This window comes from Stenotrophomonas sp. CASM101, from assembly GCF_049384845.1.
Taxonomy (GTDB): domain Bacteria; phylum Pseudomonadota; class Gammaproteobacteria; order Xanthomonadales; family Xanthomonadaceae; genus Stenotrophomonas; species Stenotrophomonas hibiscicola.
Genome location: NZ_JBMRFR010000002.1, coordinates 241698 through 257350, shown reverse-complemented (window position 1 = coordinate 257350; position 15653 = coordinate 241698). Strand labels below are relative to the sequence as shown.

At 67.0% G+C, this 15653-nt stretch carries 18 protein-coding genes; 6 read left to right on the top strand and 12 right to left on the bottom strand.

All coding sequences use genetic code 11. The annotated features are described in order from the left end of the window. Positions 1-46: 46 nt before the first annotated feature. The 5 genes from VG543_RS05170 to VG543_RS05150 form a co-directional block, all read right to left on the bottom strand. A complete protein-coding gene (locus VG543_RS05170) occupies positions 47-796 on the bottom strand; it encodes a hypothetical protein (RefSeq protein ID WP_021202351.1) in 750 nt (249 codons plus the stop codon). Between the two features lie 12 nt (positions 797-808). Then, positions 809-1513 (bottom strand): C39 family peptidase, encoded by a 705-nt coding sequence (locus tag VG543_RS05165; RefSeq protein ID WP_049481097.1) that lies wholly within the window; start codon positions 1511-1513, stop codon positions 809-811. A 100-nt stretch (positions 1514-1613) separates the two neighbouring features. Next, positions 1614-2930 (bottom strand): adhesin, encoded by a 1317-nt coding sequence (locus tag VG543_RS05160; RefSeq protein ID WP_346469237.1) that lies wholly within the window; start codon positions 2928-2930, stop codon positions 1614-1616. A gap of 43 nt (positions 2931-2973) precedes the next feature. Next, on the bottom strand, positions 2974-3591 hold the full coding sequence (locus tag VG543_RS05155) for a hypothetical protein (protein ID WP_111098489.1): 618 nt from the start codon (positions 3589-3591) through the stop codon (positions 2974-2976). Further along, entirely contained in the window at positions 3588-4118 is a 531-nt protein-coding gene (locus VG543_RS05150) for a hypothetical protein (protein WP_197575001.1), read from the bottom strand. Before VG543_RS05150 ends, VG543_RS05155 begins: the two co-directional genes overlap by 4 nt. A gap of 396 nt (positions 4119-4514) precedes the next feature. Between VG543_RS05150 and VG543_RS05145 the strand changes: the two genes are divergently transcribed. After that, positions 4515-5870 carry a sigma 54-interacting transcriptional regulator gene (locus VG543_RS05145; protein ID WP_423177961.1) on the top strand — a complete coding sequence of 452 codons (1356 nt, stop codon included), beginning with the start codon at positions 4515-4517 and terminating at the stop codon, positions 5868-5870. On the opposite strand, the gene VG543_RS05140 is transcribed toward VG543_RS05145, so the two are convergent. The 4 genes from VG543_RS05140 to VG543_RS05125 form a co-directional block, all read right to left on the bottom strand. Next, complete coding sequence (locus VG543_RS05140) at positions 5871-6179, bottom strand: DUF6958 family protein (RefSeq protein ID WP_111098486.1); 309 nt, start codon at positions 6177-6179, stop codon at positions 5871-5873. Next, a complete protein-coding gene (locus tag VG543_RS05135) occupies positions 6172-6708 on the bottom strand; it encodes a GFA family protein (RefSeq protein ID WP_423177960.1) in 537 nt (178 codons plus the stop codon). The genes VG543_RS05140 and VG543_RS05135 overlap by 8 nt, the downstream gene beginning before the upstream one ends. A gap of 67 nt (positions 6709-6775) precedes the next feature. Then, entirely contained in the window at positions 6776-7657 is an 882-nt protein-coding gene (locus VG543_RS05130) for a TolB family protein (protein ID WP_423177959.1), read from the bottom strand. Beyond that, a complete protein-coding gene (locus tag VG543_RS05125) occupies positions 7654-8694 on the bottom strand; it encodes a twin-arginine translocation signal domain-containing protein (RefSeq protein ID WP_423177958.1) in 1041 nt (346 codons plus the stop codon). Before VG543_RS05125 ends, VG543_RS05130 begins: the two co-directional genes overlap by 4 nt. A 91-nt stretch (positions 8695-8785) precedes the next feature. Between VG543_RS05125 and VG543_RS05120 the strand changes: the two genes are divergently transcribed. Genes VG543_RS05120 through VG543_RS05105 form a run of 4 tightly spaced genes read left to right on the top strand, consistent with a single transcriptional unit; the run spans position 8786 to position 10833 of the window. Next, on the top strand, positions 8786-9712 hold the full coding sequence (locus tag VG543_RS05120) for a LysR substrate-binding domain-containing protein (RefSeq protein WP_423177956.1): 927 nt from the start codon (positions 8786-8788) through the stop codon (positions 9710-9712). Further along, on the top strand, positions 9709-10170 hold the full coding sequence (locus VG543_RS05115) for a helix-turn-helix transcriptional regulator (protein ID WP_423177955.1): 462 nt from the start codon (positions 9709-9711) through the stop codon (positions 10168-10170). Before VG543_RS05120 ends, VG543_RS05115 begins: the two co-directional genes overlap by 4 nt. A gap of 10 nt (positions 10171-10180) precedes the next feature. After that, entirely contained in the window at positions 10181-10606 is a 426-nt protein-coding gene (locus tag VG543_RS05110; RefSeq protein WP_032966828.1) for a VOC family protein, read from the top strand. Continuing rightward, positions 10603-10833, top strand: coding sequence for a hypothetical protein (locus VG543_RS05105; RefSeq protein WP_423177954.1), 231 nt, complete (start codon positions 10603-10605; stop codon positions 10831-10833). The genes VG543_RS05110 and VG543_RS05105 overlap by 4 nt, the downstream gene beginning before the upstream one ends. 7 nt (positions 10834-10840) lie before the next feature. Here VG543_RS05105 and VG543_RS05100 read toward each other — a convergent pair whose 3' ends face one another. Continuing rightward, the gene (locus VG543_RS05100; RefSeq protein ID WP_423177952.1) at positions 10841-11536 is read right to left on the bottom strand and encodes an HAD family hydrolase; all 696 of its coding nucleotides are present in this window, start codon (positions 11534-11536) and stop codon (positions 10841-10843) included. Positions 11537-11640: 104 nt separating this feature from the next. After that, a complete protein-coding gene (locus VG543_RS05095; protein ID WP_423177951.1) occupies positions 11641-12381 on the bottom strand; it encodes a DNA/RNA non-specific endonuclease in 741 nt (246 codons plus the stop codon). A gap of 798 nt (positions 12382-13179) precedes the next feature. Here VG543_RS05095 and VG543_RS05090 point away from each other — a divergent pair. Further along, complete coding sequence (locus tag VG543_RS05090) at positions 13180-14754, top strand: alpha/beta fold hydrolase (RefSeq protein ID WP_423177949.1); 1575 nt, start codon at positions 13180-13182, stop codon at positions 14752-14754. A gap of 4 nt (positions 14755-14758) precedes the next feature. On the opposite strand, the gene VG543_RS05085 is transcribed toward VG543_RS05090, so the two are convergent. After that, the gene (locus VG543_RS05085) at positions 14759-15589 is read right to left on the bottom strand and encodes a DUF6708 domain-containing protein (RefSeq protein ID WP_423177948.1); all 831 of its coding nucleotides are present in this window, start codon (positions 15587-15589) and stop codon (positions 14759-14761) included. Positions 15590-15653 lie beyond the last annotated feature (64 nt).

The following is a 15653-nucleotide window of genomic DNA, read 5'->3' as shown; positions in this document are numbered from 1 at the left end:
GTTCGTGTCCTGCGTTGTGGAGCGTTTCCCCCAATGCCAGGCCCGGCTACTGGCCCGGCCCCATGCCGCGGTTCAACGCAATCGCCTGGGCCACGTTCTGGCTCAACGGCAGATTGCCGCCCACGGCGTTGCGCACCAGCTCCAGCCGCAGCTGGTTGCTGGCGATCTGGCCGTCACCGGTAAGGGCGATGCCCTGGCCGACGCTGCCATTGCGGATCCACTGCTGCACCAGCCCCTGGCCATCAACCTGCAGCAGCAGGTGTGCCTGGTTGCCTTCCAGCACGGCCGTCGCGCTGGCGCCGGCCGGCTGCGCGGTGACGTTGCCTGCGCCATCAGAGAGAACAGCCGGCACGCCACCCTCGCGGACGGTCAGCGTGGTGACGTTGCGCGCGACATTGCCATCGCCGGCCACCTGCACGCTCTGCACCAGGCCGCTGGCATTGGCCAGGCCGCTGCTGTCGATGCTGCGTCCGTGGGTATCGGGCAGCGGCGCATCGGCTGCCGTGACATGCACGCTGGGCTGGAAGCTGAGCTTCGGCGCGCCAGCACCACGGAAGTCCATGCCCAGGGTCAGGCTGCCCTGCAGGGTCGTGCCGTTGCTGGCCTGCCACTGCGACACCATGGTGACCCCGAACCAGGCAACGTTGTTGCCACCCACGGTGTAGCGCCCCCGCATCAGGCTCAGCTCCGGGTCGGGGATTTCCGTGAGTCCACGCCCCGTCCTGCCGTCGGCGGCCTGCAGGGGCAGGGCAGGGGCCATCAGCAGCAGAGCCATCCATACGTGTTGACGGAACATGGTCGTACCTCCTCAGAACAGGTCGGCGTGGCTGAAGCCGAAGTCGACCAGTTCGGCATCGGTGATCGGCCCTTGCCGCGCGTAGAGCGCGCGGGCGCTTGGCCGTTCGCTGGGTTGCAGAAGAACGGTGTTGCGATCGAAGTCGCTGCCGATCACCACGAAGACCGCGCGCGATGGCCAGGCGGCCAGGAACTCCGGCAGCGCCAGGCTGCGGTTGCCGAGGATCGGGTCAGCCACTTCCACGATGCCGTTGCGCACCTGCTTGAGCACCACGAAATGGCGGAAGCCGCGCACGTCCATCAGCACCAGTCCTGGCACGCGAAGGGTGCGCAGTCGTGTTTCATCGATGCGGTAGCCCCGGCCACGCATGCCGAGCGATTCCACGTAGCGCTTGATGTCGAGCAGGGAGAAGCCGCGTTCGGCCACCAGCGCTGGATCGGAAACCCCCATCATTCCTTCGATCACCGTCGCTTCGTCGGTCTGCAGGTGATAGGCATGGCGCAGGATGGTCGCCAATGCGGCTGCCCCGCAGCTGTAATCGGTGTGCTGGCGCACCACGTTGCGGTAGCGCCGCTCCTGCATGCTTTCGACCTTCTGCTGCAGCAGCGCGCCGTTGGGCAGCACGCCGGCGAAGTGGACCTCGCCGGCCCACGCCGATGCGGTGCCCAGCAGCCACAGGCAGGCCAGCAGGCGCATCGATGGAGGGCAACGGATCATCTACGTTCTCCGGCAGCAGGGGGGAGCCCCCGTTCCAAGGGGGAGGAGGAACAGGGGCTCCCGGGGACCCGGCCATTGGCGGACGGCCGGGGTGTTGCGCTTACTCGCCGCTGCCACCACCGCCGCCGGTGCTGGGCTGGGCGACTGCCAGGGCCAGGCTGTTGGCCTGCAGGTTGCCGGTGCCCGCAGCAACGTTCACGCCGATGTTGCCGGAGGCGCCCGAGAAGGCACTGCCGGACAAGGCCGAGGTGTTGGTCGCATTGACGTTCACCCACCGCGTGGTGCTGACCGTGCCGCTGAGGCTGGCATACAGGTCAGCCACGCCCAGTTCGACGAACTGGCTGGTGCCACTCTCACGCGTATCGAAGCCCAGGCCGCCCACCCCTGGCCGGTTGGGGTTCATCGTGGCGTTCTGGATCTGGTTGTCCAGATCGATATGGCCGGTGCTGTTGCCACCCGGGTGCGGCAGCTCGCCACTCCACGTATCCAGGTAGTAGTTGGCCATCTGGTAGGCGTTGCCGGTGCCGCGGTAGGTGCCCGCGCCATAGGCCAGTGTCAGGCCGCTGACGCCGCCACGCATGCCGACCTGCACGGTATCGGTGTAGGACTGCACGAAGCCGGCGTTGCTGACCGTGTTGCCGGTGGAGACCTGGTTGGAGCTGATGCTCGACTGAGCCACCGCCGTGGTCGCGACCGAGGCCGCGAGGGCGTTCTTCTGCTCGTTGTTGTTGCCCGAGGCGATGTTCACGCCGATGTTGCCGGACGCGCCGCCAAAGGCGTTGCCGCTGAGACCTGCGGCGTTGGTGACACCGGAGTTCATGGTGGCGTTGCCGAAGCCGGCCTGGTTGACGAATACCTCGGCGTCGGCCATGCCGAAGCTGAAGGACGCATCGGCCGCAGATAGTGAGGCCGCGTTGTCCTGCGCATTGTTGTCGCCGGAGACGACATTGAAGCCCAGATTGCCCGAGGCACCGGCGCCGACGCTGTCACCGATCGACGCGCTGTTGGTGACCAGGCTGTTGCTGGTGGCGTTGTTGCTGATCGACTGCCGGTTGTCGATCACGGCAATGGCCGCCGAGTCGAGGTCGATGTCGCCGGTGATGTTCGGGTCGCCGGAGAAATTGATGTCGGTGCTCAGGCGCAGGTCCTTCTCCAGGTTCACGTCGACGCCGTGGTTGTTCTTTTCCTTGCGTTCGTCGGCCTGGATGTTGCTGTGCTTCTGCACGTTGACGTTGACAGTGCGGTTGCGCACGTCGTTGTCGGTGTGGTTGTGCGTTTCGCTGCGGGTCTCGCTGACGGTGTGGTTGTGGTTGATGTTCGCGTTGGCGTTCTGGTTGTCCCAGCCATTGGCCGCAGCGGCGGTCGAGGCAGTGGCAATCGCCATGGCGAGCATGGTCTTTTTGACGGTCGCTTTCATGGTGCCCTCTCTCTCATCAGGTGGTGCATCGGTTGGGTGGTTGTCACGGGCGGTCCTGCACGACCAGGCCCAGTACGTTGGCCGTGTCGTTGCCGTTGCCCGCGATCTGATTGAGTTGCAGGACCCCGTCGAATCCCCGCAGTGCGGTGCTGGCTACACCGGCGCTGCGGGTGCCCGTCGCGACGCCGTAACCGGTGTCGTCCCGCCCCCCTGCCAACGCGGAACCCTCGGCGGCCAAGGCCGTATCGTCGGTTTCGCGTATGCCCTGTCGGGCCAGCGTCGCGCTGACGACGTTGAGCGTCGTGTTGGCGATGCCGCTGGCCTGGTTGATGGATGCGATGCCACTGGCACCGGCCAGTGCGTCACCGCCAATGAACGCGGTGGCCTGCAGCGGCCCGGACAGCACGCGGTTGCCCTGCTGCAGTTGCCGGGCATTGATCGCCACGTCGGCGCGATCACCCTTGGCGATACCCCGCAGGTTGGCCTGCACGTTGAGGTCGCCGGCGGCCTGGTTGACGGCGATGGCCCCATTCGCCCCGGCCAGTGCGTGGCCGTCGATGCGGGCCACGTCGAGATAGGCGAGCATGCCGCCGTAGTCATCGGCCCGGGTCGCCCAGGGCGCGGCAGCGAGCAGCAGAAGCACGCCGTGCAGGGCCTTCATTTTCCACCTGCCGGGGCCGTGCCCTGCAGGGGGAACTGGGCCAGTGCGCCGCGCACGGTATCGGCGATACCGCGGGTGCTGCTGCCGACCGCACCGAGCGGACCGCTCATGGCGCCCCCGAGGTTGCTGCCGACCATGCCATCACCACCGCGGCCAAGCGTGCCGCCCAGGGCCTGCTGGGTGACCCGTTCAACGGTAGTGCCGCCCGGTGTCGCGACGGACGCTGCCTGGCCGGCACCCATGCCGGCATAGTCCTCATCGCTCAACTCGTCCATGCCGTTCGTCGTGCCACCGGCGCCCAATGCGGTGGCGATCTCGCGCTGTGGCTTCGGGTCGGCAATCAGGGCCATGCCCGGTGGTGCCATGCGATAGGCCGGCCGCGCGGAGACGTCCCGCAACAGGACGATTTCGCCCGGCTGTGCCTTCACGCCCTGGCGGGCGCCGGACGCGGATGCGCCCGTGCCAACCAACAGCGGGGCGATTGCCAGTGCTGCGGCCAGGCCGCGAACCAGGGTGGTGCCGTCCATGCCGATCTCCCGCGATGGGTGCGGCGGAACCACGCATCAACCGTGCCAACCTGGAAGTGCCCAGCCGCCAATGTCGGGACCGTGCAGCACCTGACCGTGCTGCTGCCACGGTGTTACAGGCACGTCGGGGAATTGTCGGGATTTCGAAGCCCCAGGCACCGCAGGGCAAGGGCGGCGGGCAACTGTTGCATGCGTGTTACAGGTGGCGCCGCCGTCTGCAACGGTGCCGGTTCAGCCACGAATTTCTTGACGCATTGCTCATTGCACCGCCGTTTAGGGAAGCGCTAGGATCCGCCCAACAAAGGCCGCCCCGGTGGCCGTAGAGGTCCCGGCGGGGGGCGGCACGCCGGCGATTGCCTGACAGTCCGCCGTCGGTGTCCGGATGCTGGGGGAAGCATGGCAGCGGTCCCGGAGGCTTCTACGTCACGTTGCGTGCTCTGGTTTGGCGAGCCGTTGGCGAACGAGCGCAGTGCGCTGGCGGCAGCAGGCTGGCATGTGCGCAGCATCCATCCCCATCCCGCCATGGCGATAGGCCTGCGTGGGCGCGATCGATTGCTCGCCGTACTCGATCTGCGCCATCTCGATGCGGCGTCGCTGCAGCTGCTGGAACCGTGGATCGAGCAGCACCAGCATCTGCCCTGGCTGGCGGTACTGCCACCGGGCGCCGGACCCACATCGCCGGCCTGGCTGCCGTTGCTGCAGCGATGTGGCGCGCGCTTCACGCTGCCGTTCGGCCTTCAGGACCTGGTCTGCGCAATGCGCCAGCAGTTCGATGCGGATGATCCGCCTGTCGACGCAACCTGCGGTGGGCACGGACCGCACGCGCTGATTGGCGAAAGCGCCGCGCTGCATGCGGTGCGCACGGTGCTGCACAAGTTCGCGCCGGTGGAACTGCCGGTGCTGGTCACCGGCGAAACCGGTACAGGCAAGGAACTGGCTGCACATGCGCTGCATGCGCTGTCGGGGCGCGCCGGCAGGCCTTTCATTGCGGTGAACTGTGGTGCGATTCCGGCCAGCCTGGTGCAGTCGGAGCTATTCGGCCACGAACGTGGCTCGTTCACCGGTGCCGACAAGCGGCAGATCGGTGTGTTCGAATCCGCCCATGGCGGTACGGTGTTTCTTGATGAGGTAGGCGATCTGCCGGCAGAAGCGCAGACCAGCCTGCTGCGCGTGCTGCAGGAGGGGACCTTCGAGCGCGTGGGCAGCAGCCAGCCGCTGCGCGCGGACGTGCGGGTACTTGCCGCGACCCACGTCGAACTGGAACACGCGGTGGCGCAGGGGCGGTTCCGCAGCGATCTCTACTACCGCCTGAACGTGCTGCGCCTGCTGATGCCACCGCTGCGCGAGCGCGGTGCCGACGTGCAGCTGCTGGCCGAGCACTTCCTGCGCTGCTTCCGGTTGCGCCACAGCGTGCGTGCACGCGGCTTCGCACCGGCCGCACTGCAGGCGATGCGGCGCTTCGACTGGCCCGGCAACGTACGCGAACTACTGAACCGTGTGCAGCGTGCAGCGATCATGGCCGAAGGCGAGCTGATCAGTGAGCGTGACCTGGAGCTGGGCGCATCGGTAGCGGCCCTGCCCGCGGCGATGCTGCACGATGCACGCGGCCAGGCCGAGCGCGATGTACTGCTGCAGACCCTGCGCCAGACCGGCTACAACGTCTCCGAGTGCGCGCGGCAGATGCAGATATCGCGGGTCACGGTGTATCGCCTGTGCCGCAAGCACCGGTTGGAACTGCCTGCACAGCGCTGATCAGCCGGCCGCCAGGTGCTTGAACAGGCGCACCGGTTTGCCCGCGACGCGCTCGATCACGCCCTTGGCTTCCAGGTCCAGCTGCACGGCCTTCAACCACCAGCCGGCGGTGGCACCTGCCGGGAACAGCGCGGCGGGCAGGTGTGGCAGCAGTGCCTGTTTCGCCTGCGCGACGGTCAGGCCGGGCGGTTGCGCGGGCAGCGCCCGCAGCAAGGCATGGCGCATGGCGAGGTACTTGGCGCGATCCACGCGCTGGATGTGCCCGGGCGTGGTGATGCTTTCGATCTCGATCCGTCCTGGCTCAGGCATGGGCATCTCCCGCGACCTCGATGCGTGGGCTGCGGAAGCCCATGGCGATCCACGCCTTCATCAACCGCGCATAGAAGCGCAGCGACCGGGTTTTCAGGTTCGGCACATCGTCAGGAAGCACAGACGCATCAGGAAGATCGCTGACCATGGTCCGCATCTCCACGGCAGGTCTTGTCGATGCCGGCCACAACAGGCCATACAGGCTCAGCCAATGGCCGCCGCTGAACTCCAGGAAGAGCGGCGTATTGCAGCAGCCGGCCAGAACGCGACGGCTGCCGCCCCTGCTGGACAATCGCAAGGCATGCAGCATGGCATGCCCGGCATCGATGCTGACGCGATCCTTGCGGTGCATTACGAAGAGCGTCTGGCCGTGCGGGCCCAGCACGGCCGGTGCTCGGGGCATCGACTGCAGCATGGCGCCGGCCTTGCGGCAGCTGTCGCAGCAGCATTCGACGGTGGCAATCGGTTGGCCCGTGGCGGTCAGGCGCACCTGGCCGCAGGCGCAGGCAAGGGACTGGTGTGAGGCCATCTGCGTTTTGTCCTGGGGTTTCATCCTCTCGACGAACCGGGGCGCGGAAAATCGACAACATCTGCCTTCAAGGGCGCATCATCCGATAGCGGATGCGGTACAGGTCCAGCCCTGCACCGTCCGCGCGGCGCGCCGAATAGGTCAAGGTGTCGGGTTGCGAGCCATCCAGCATCGCGCCGTAGCTGTCGCCGGAGGCCTCGTTCAAGGGGGAGGGCAATGCAAGGCCCGCGTCATACCGGCCTCCACGCTCGTAGGCGATGAACTGGCGTACCGGTGCACTGCCGAAGTCCAGGGCGCGGGCAAACACCAGCGTCCGGCCGTCGCCCAGGAAGGTGGCATCGAACTCCTGCGCTGCGGTATTGAGGTCTCCCGGCAGCGGCCGTGCCGGCTGCGCCATGTCACGGACCATCGCTGCGACGTAGAGGTCATGGCCACCCGCACCGCCTGCGCGATCGCTGGAGAACAGCAGCGTGGCTGCGTCCGGCGAGAGCATCGGCGCGAATTCATCGGCCGCGCTGTTCACTGCCGGGCCAAGATTGACCGGCTTCCCGAATCGACCGTCGTTCCCAATGCTGACCCGGTACAGATCGTCGCCGCCCAGGCCGCCTGCGCGATCCGAACAGAAATACACCACGCGGCCATCGGCGGAAAAAGCGGGATCGAAGTCGCGCCCCGGCGAGTTGAACGGCACCGGCATCGCCGGCCGCCAGCGCTGCCCATCGTTGCGGGAGACCCAGATGTCATACCCACCCGGCCCGCCGGGCCGGTTGCGGCTGAACCACAGTGCGGTTTTTCCGTCCGGGCTCAAGGTCAGTCGAATCTCGTCGTATTGCGTGGATGCAACGCCCGGGGCAAAGCGCTCGGCGGGGCCGACGATCCGCAGCACCCGTGATGGAGACGCGGGAGACGACGCAGCAACCAGCAGCATCACGGCCAGCAGCGCCTTCATGCCTGTCGCTCGAAGTCGCTGACCCAGTTGGTTTCCCAGCTGCGCCCGCCATCGGTCGATGCCGCCTGTTCCCAGCGCGCCGAGCGCGGGGTAATGCGTGACCAGATCACCCGCGTCTGGATTGATCGACCGTCGTGCTGGTCTTCGCCGAAGAAGCGGCCGACACCGGCATGGAAACCACCACGCAGTGGCGCGCCGATCCGGGTTGGCTCCCGGCCATCCAGCCACCAGCTCAGCCAGTGCCGCTCCGCCGCATTCCAGGCGCGGATGCCCATGCCTCGCAGCGGCGCTCCAGGCATGTCCATCAGGTTGTCACCTACGTTGCCGAATCCTCCCAGGACCGGCCAGTTGTGCAGGGTGCCGTTGAACGCGTCCCATGCATCGCTGCCTGCCAGCCGAGCGCGCAGGCGACGATGGCGCACGTTCCAATGGCCCACCAGGAAATCAAAATCGCCCGGTGCATCCGGCAGCTTCGGAAGCGGAGAGGGGACCGCAGCAGTGCGGCGGAACCAGTTGCGCCAGTTCACTTCCCAGTGCGCACCGGCATCGTCGGAGAACGCCTGTTCCCACCACGGCTCCTCGCCGTGGATGTCATGCCAACGGAACCAGACCTCGACGGGGCGCCCGTCGATCCGGTCGGTGCCGCGGAAGCTGCCGGCATCGCCCTTGAAAGCGCCGCGCACAGGGGCTTCGATATGGGCAGGGTTGCGACCATCGATCCACCAGATCGACCACGTGGAAGACACCGGATCGAATGCACGCACGCCCAGGCCCCTGTAGGGGCCCGAAGGCAGCGCGATGACGTTGTCATCGATGGTGCCGAGTCCGCCCAGGGTGAGCCAGACCGCGCTGGAACCGGTGAAGGACTCCCATCGGGTATCGCCGACCAGGCGCTCCTTCAGGCGTCGGTGCCGGACCTGCCAGTTGCCCTGCAACCATTTCCAGTCTTCGCTGTGGCTGGGCAGGGCCCACCCGGAGGGCAGCGCCGTAGATGCCCCCGCGGCGGCCAGGGTGGCCAGGAACTGCCGTCGATCCATGTGCGTGATCCCCTGTCGAAGGTGCCTCCATCGTTGCGCGTACCAGGGGGATTGACCACGCAGATATCGGGGCTCAGGCTAAGTCACACTTATGGTCACCCAACGCCAGCTGCCATCGCTTGCCGCCATCCGTGCCTTCGAGGCGGCGGCGCGGCTGGGCAGCTTCGCGCGTGCCGCCGAAGAGCTCGACACCAGTGCGGCATCGGTGAGCTACCACGTGCGGCGGCTGGAGGCCCAGACCGGTACCTGCCTGTTCCTGCGCCATGCACAGCACTTAGAACTGACAGCGACGGGTGCCAGCGTCGCCCAGGAGGCCACCCGGGCATTCGATGCACTGCGCGCCAGCTTCATGCGCGCCGCAGAAATGGATGCGGCGCGACTGCGCCTGTCCGTGCTGCCCACGCTGGGCACCAGTTGGCTGACGCCGCGACTGGGCACGTTCCGTGCCCGCCACCGGCAGCTCGTGCTGGAACTGGACCTGTCGGCAGCGCCGCAGGATCTGGCCGCCGGTCACTTCGATGCCGCCATCCGCAATGGCCAGGGCGAATGGCCGGGTCTTCAGGCAACTCCCTTGTTTCCCAGCGTGTTCACACCGTTGTGTGCGCCGGCGCTGCTGCCAGCGGCCCGTGGGTTGGGGACCAGCGCGCTGGAGATTCCCCTGCTCGGGCGGCCGGACTGGTGGGCCCTGTGGTTTGCCGCGCACGGGCACATCCCACCGCCGGCAGCGGAGAGTTTCGTCGCGCCCTTTGCCGTCGAGCATCTGGATGTCGGCGCCGCGATCGCCGGGCAAGGCATCGCCATTGGTTCGCCGATCCTGTTCCAGGCCGAGCTGGACAGCGGGCGGCTGGTGCAGGCGCATCCGGGTGTCGCCAGCGACGGTCGCAGCTTCTGGTTCGTGGCACCCACGGCGCGAAATGGCAGTGCCAAGGTCATTGCATTCCGTGACTGGCTGGTCGAGCAGGCCGCTGAGGCGCGGCACGCGGCACGCCACTACCTGGCCCAGGCGGTGGTGCCATGAACCAGAGCCCCGAACTGCTGCGGCGCCTGCTGCGTGCCAAGGACCGGATGGACCGCGCCAGCCATGAGGAATGGCCGGTCGCGCGCCTGGCCGAGGTCAGTGCAGTGTCGCCGGCGCACTTCGCCCGCTCGTTCAAGCAGGCCTTCGGGCTGCCACCGCACCGCTATCTCCTCAGCCGGCGCATCGAACGGGCCGTGGCGATGTTGCGTGACACCGAGTTGCCGGTCACCGAAATCGCCGCGCAGACCGGGTGGAGCAGCCTGGGTACCTTCGGCCGCATCTTCCGTGACATCACCGGTGACAGCCCGGGCAATGTGCGTGAGCGTGAGCGTGCAACCCGGGCGGCGTCGGCCAGCATGCCGGAATGCCATGCACGCGCCGCGCAGCGCCCGGACCTGAAGATCGCAGTTTTGGAGAAGCGCCGCCGCGAGGCGGTTGCTAACGTGGACCCTACCTGAAGGAGGTCCCATGACGAACACTGTGAACACGGTCGGCCTGTACGTGCGCGACCAGGATGAGGCGCTGGCGTTCTACGTCGGCAAGCTCGGTTTCGAAGTGCATACCGACGTACGCAATGGCAGCTACCGATGGCTGACGGTACGCAGCCCGGGCCAGGATGGTTTCCAGCTGGGCCTGTTCGTGCCAGGCCCGCCCACCCACGACGCCGCTACCGCGCTTTCGCTGCAGCAGCTGGTGGCCAAGGGCGCAATGCCGCCGCTGGTGCTGGCCGTGGATGACTGCCAGGCGCGCTACGCGCAATGGCTGGCACAGGGCGTGGAATTCACCCAGGAGCCGATCGAGCGCTATGGCGCCGTCGACGCCGGATTCCGTGACCCATCAGGCAATGGTTGGAAGATGATCGAAGCCCGTTCCGAAGCGAGGCGCCGGCAATGAGCCGCGGTGGCTGGGCACGGCCCGTGCATCGTTGGACCTCGATCGTGTTCACCCTGGCGGTGATCGCCAACTTCGTGGTGCGCGGGCTGGGGCAGGGCGAGCCTGCGGCGTGGATCACCTATGCGCCGCTGCCGCCGTTGTTCCTGCAGCTGTTCACCGGCCTGTACCTGTTTGCGCTGCACTACAGCGGCAGGTGCCGCAGCGCTGGGCAGGGCGCTGCGGGTTGACGCCGGGTCAGGCGGCAGCGTCGGCGGTGTAGGCCGCCAGCAGTGCGGGAAGATCTTCCATGCGCTGGAAGATCACCTGGGCACCGGCCGCGCGCAGAGCCTCGGGCGTGCTGTGGTGCGGGCCGCCCTCGCTGAAGCCGAACACGGTGGCACCTGCGGCCACACCGGCGGTCGCACCGGTCACGGTGTCTTCAATGACCGCGCAGCGTTTCGGATCCACACCCAGCGCGGCAGCGGCCGCCACGTAGACGTCCGGGTGCGGCTTGGTGTTCGGCATGTCCTGGCCGCTGTAGACGTGGTCGCCGAAGGCATCGAGGATGCCGACCTTGCCCAGCTGCAGTTTCACCTTTGGCAGATCGGCGCCGGAGGCGCAGGCGATCCGCCCACCGGTGGCCGCAGCGATCGCACGCACGGCCTCGGGTGCCCCCTGGATCGCTTCCAGGTCACGTTCCAGTGCCCGGTTGCGCTGCTGGCGGAACTCCTCCAGCCATTCCTCGGTGAACGGCTTGCCGGTGCGCTCTGCGATCAGCCCTGCCAGATGGGCCACGGACTGGCCGAGGAAGACTTCACCCGCCTGCGCCGGGGTCAGCGGCCAGCCGCGTGCGGTCAGCATTTCCGAGAGCACGCGGGCGACCAGTGGCTCGGAATCGACGAGTACGCCGTCGCAGTCGAACAGCACGGCATCGAAGGGGAAACGGGACATCTACAGCTCCAGGGGGCAATGCAGTGGTGCAATTGCCCGCCATTTTCCCACAGCCATCCTTGCGTGGCACCCGGACCGGGTGCCACCCATTCCCGGCAGGCCGGTCAGCCCAGGTCACAGCCCGCCGGCTGCGGCCAGGTGCTGGCCGGTAGCATGTTCTTCAGCGAGGCCGGTGCGTTGATCGCGACGTAGCTCGCACCCAGCAACTCCTCCAGATCGGCGATGGTCACCAGATAGCTGTCGAGGCTGCCCAGATTGGCTTCGTTGGGAATGATCCAGCTGATCGCCTTGGCGGTGCCGGTGTCCGGGTCACGGGTGATGATGGTCTTCCAGAAGAACTCCGGCGTCGGGATGCCGTGGCTGGAAAGGAAGTAGTCGTTGGAGGCGTCGCCGTAGACCACGCCACCATAGACATCCACCGGCGCGATGTCGCGGTAGCACTCGGCCACGTTCTCGGCCTTCACCCAGATGCCCTGGTTGAAGCTGGACACCTGCGGAACGATGTTGGTCATGTAGTTGGCGCGGCGGATGTAGGTCGCGTTGTAGTCCATGTGGTTGGACGTCACCAGATGGCCCCGGTCATAGCCGGACGTGATGCTGGCGTAGGAGGCGGTGCTGGTCTGGCCGAGGCAGCCTGCCGGCAGGTCCGGATCCTTGTAGAAGCTGGATGGGCGCGCGGCCGAACCGGTGTCTGCGGTCAGGGTGTATTCGTAGCGGGTGGCGCTGTGGATGCTGCAGTCGTAGGTGAGCACGAAGCCGCCCTTGTTGAGGGTGACGACCTGGGCCTGGGCAGCGCCGGCGAAGGCACTGAGGACGAACGCGAAGAAGAAGCTTGCAAGGCGCATTGCGGTTCTCCAGCAGAAGTTCAGGGCGCAGTCGTCCGCCACGACCTGGCAGGGCGAGGTCACGGGGAGACGGTGCTGAGTCGGGTGCAGCGGATTGCGGTGGGACGTGACCGCGTTGTTGGGCTGTGGAGGCCCTGCGGTGTCGTAAGCGTCACAAGCTGTCGTCTTTCGGTCAACGACGAAAAGACGAAGCTGTGACCGCCCGCAAGCACTGGAGAGGTGTCAGATCACACGGCGCGTGGGTGACATGCGCGCGTGCTAGGGCGTCGTAGCGCAGGGGTGTACGACTCGATATCCTGCGCAGCAGGACCGGAAACCGCAGGATCGAGCAAGGCGAATGATCAACAGTGAACTGCTTGCAGGGGGCGCTGCTGCTGCGCTGATCGGGGTTGCAATCGTGGCTGCGCTGCGTCGGCAGAGACGCCCGCCACATCGCAGTTTCAAGTGTGGGCGCTGCGGCAACGCCGCCCTCCATGACGAACGTACCCGTGGCGCTTGGCGCGCCGGGAAGCAGCGCTTCTACTGCAGGGCCTGTCATGCCGCTTGGCTGCGATCGCATCCACAGGCTTCCGCGCCGCACCGCGGGGCGTCCGGATGCCTGGGCGTCGCTGGCACACTTGCATTGATGCCACTTGCAGGCCTGGTGGCGTGGGTGATCCACCGCGCCTGAATGTGGTCCTGCATCGATCCAGCCGGGCGCCGGGTTCGAAAGCGCCATGCTGCGTCGCAAGGTGCCACCCACCATTCGCACTGGTACGGTCCGATCCGTTGCACCACCACCGACGGGGAGAGACAACGATGCGCAAGGTTCTGCTGCTGTTGATCCTGCTGACCGGGCTGGCGCCCACGGCCCTGGCGGCCACGGTCAAGACCACCCATCGCACCATCCCCAGCTGGGATGGCACGCCCCTCGGGGCCTTCGTCATCGAACCCCAGGATGCCGGCAGTGGCCGCTATCCGCTGCTGGTGATGCCCAGCAGCTGGGCAGTGCCCAGCGTGGAGTACGTGGGCGTGGCACAGTCGCTGGCGCAGCGCGGCTATGTGGTCATCAGCTACAGCTCGCGCGGCTTCTGGGAGTCCGGCGGCAGCATCGACATCGCCGGGCCCGCAACGGTCGAAGACGTCAGTGCGCTGATCGACTGGGCGCTGGCCAACACCCGGGCCGATCCGGCCAGGATCGGTGTCTCGGGCATCTCCTACGGGGCCGGCACCAGCCTGCTGGCGGCGGCACGCGACCCCCGCATCAAGGCTGTGGCTGCACTGAGTGGATGGGCCGACCTGCAGGCCTCGCTGTACAGCAATGACACCCCAAGCGCACAGGGCATCGCGCTGTTGGTTGCCGCAGGCCTGGCCACCGGTCGCCCGGGACCGGAGCTGTCCACGATCAATCGGAATGTGCTGGTGGGTAACTACCAGGGCGCGGTGGACACGCTGTTGCCGGTGGCGGCGCAGCGCAGCCCGGGGGCCAGCATCGATGAGATCAACGCCAACCAGCCAGCGGTGTTCCTGGCCAACGCCTTCAACGACAGCCTGTTCCCGCCGGGCCAGCTGGTCGATTTCTTCAACCGCCTGAAGGGGCCCAAGCAGCTTCAGCTGCGCCATGGCGACCACGCCCTCAACGAGGCCCTTGGCGCTTTCGGTATTCCCAATGAGGTGTATGCCGCAGCGGGCGAGTGGTTCGACCACTACCTGAAGGGGGTGACCAATGGCATCGAACGCCAGGCGACGGTGCAGCTGAAGTCGCAGAAGGGCAGCTGGAGCCACTATCCGGACTGGCAGGCTACCCGGACGGGCGCGGTGAGCTACGGGCTGACCGCGCCGAGCGGGCTGTTGCAGCCCACCGGTGGACTGGTGGCGAACGGTGGCGGCACCGGCTGGAGCTACCGCATCGGCAGCGGCCTGCTGACGGCCGCCAACTCGGGCGTGGTGATGGCGTCCGGCGCGCTGCAGATGATCAACCTGCCACCGGGCGCCTATGTGCCGTTCGTCGGACGCAACGCCGGGGGAGTCTGGCAAGGGCCGATCTACTGGAGTGCGCGCCGTCTGGATGGCGCGCCGGAAGTGCGGATGACGGTCACGCCAAGCCGCGCCGACACCACGTTGTATGCCTATCTCTATGCCGAGGACGTGCTGGGCAATGGCCAGCTGATCAGTCACAAGCCCTATACGCTGCGGGGTGCCACGCCGGGGCAGGCGAAGACCATCGACCTGCGGCTGGAGGCCAGCAGCTGGGAGGTGCCGGCCGGCAGTCGCCTGACCCTGGTGGTGGACACGGTTGACCTGCGTTATGCGGGCATCAGCCAGTTGGGTGGCACGGTAACCTTCAGTTCACCGGCGAACGCGCCGTCGGTACTGAAGCTGCCTTTGCACTGATGGGTCAGCGCAGGTCCGGTGGATTCATCGAAGCGTCGCGGACACAGGGATCACCGGCGTCCGGTGTCAGGCGCGCCTCGATGTCCGGTGGAAACCGCGGAATCCTGCTGGTCTGCATCACCACCCAGCGCATGATCGTGTGCAGGTAGTTGAGTGGCCGCATCGTGAGCCACATGAAACCCGGGAGGCGCGCGTCTTCGGCGAAGATGCGCTCCTTGCCGGACGCGAAGCTCTCGCGCTTGCCGTCCAGCGGCATGCAGTAGTGCACCGCGTCCACGACGGCTGCCGGTCCTTCTTCCATGTAGCGCCGCAGGAACTCCCAGTGGGCATGCGCGTTCTCGATGCGGGAGGTCGCGATGCAGAACGCGAACGTCTCCCGTACTGTCACGCCATCCGCGTCCAGGATCAGTCCGCGGACATCCCAGTTGTACCATCCGAAGGTTCCGGTTCCGCGGCCAAGCGTGAAATGGACCCGGTCCCAGGGCACGCTGAGGGTGGTGCCATCCAGCCGGAACACGTGTATCTGCCGGTGCTTGCGATCGAGCGCGATCGGATAGTAGGTCCAGCGGAACAGCTCGAGGCAAGCCACCCAGATGCTCGCTGCAGTGAAGGCTGCCAGCATCGCCATGCCGATGAATATCGCCTCCCACAGGCCATTTTCGTTGGGTAGCCTGTTCACGATCAGCAACCAGAGCAGCATCAGCATGCCGCCCAGCCCGAAGGCAATGCCGATCGCGCCCAGCAGGGCTGCAAAGCCACGCGCGGCGAACCAGCGATCCACCGAAACCAGGCCGTTCGAATTCATCTTCACCACGCACAGCTGCGCCAACGGCACGACATCCAGCCGCTTCTTCTGCAGCAGGCGGTGCTCGCGATCAAACGCATTCAGTGGGCGGTTG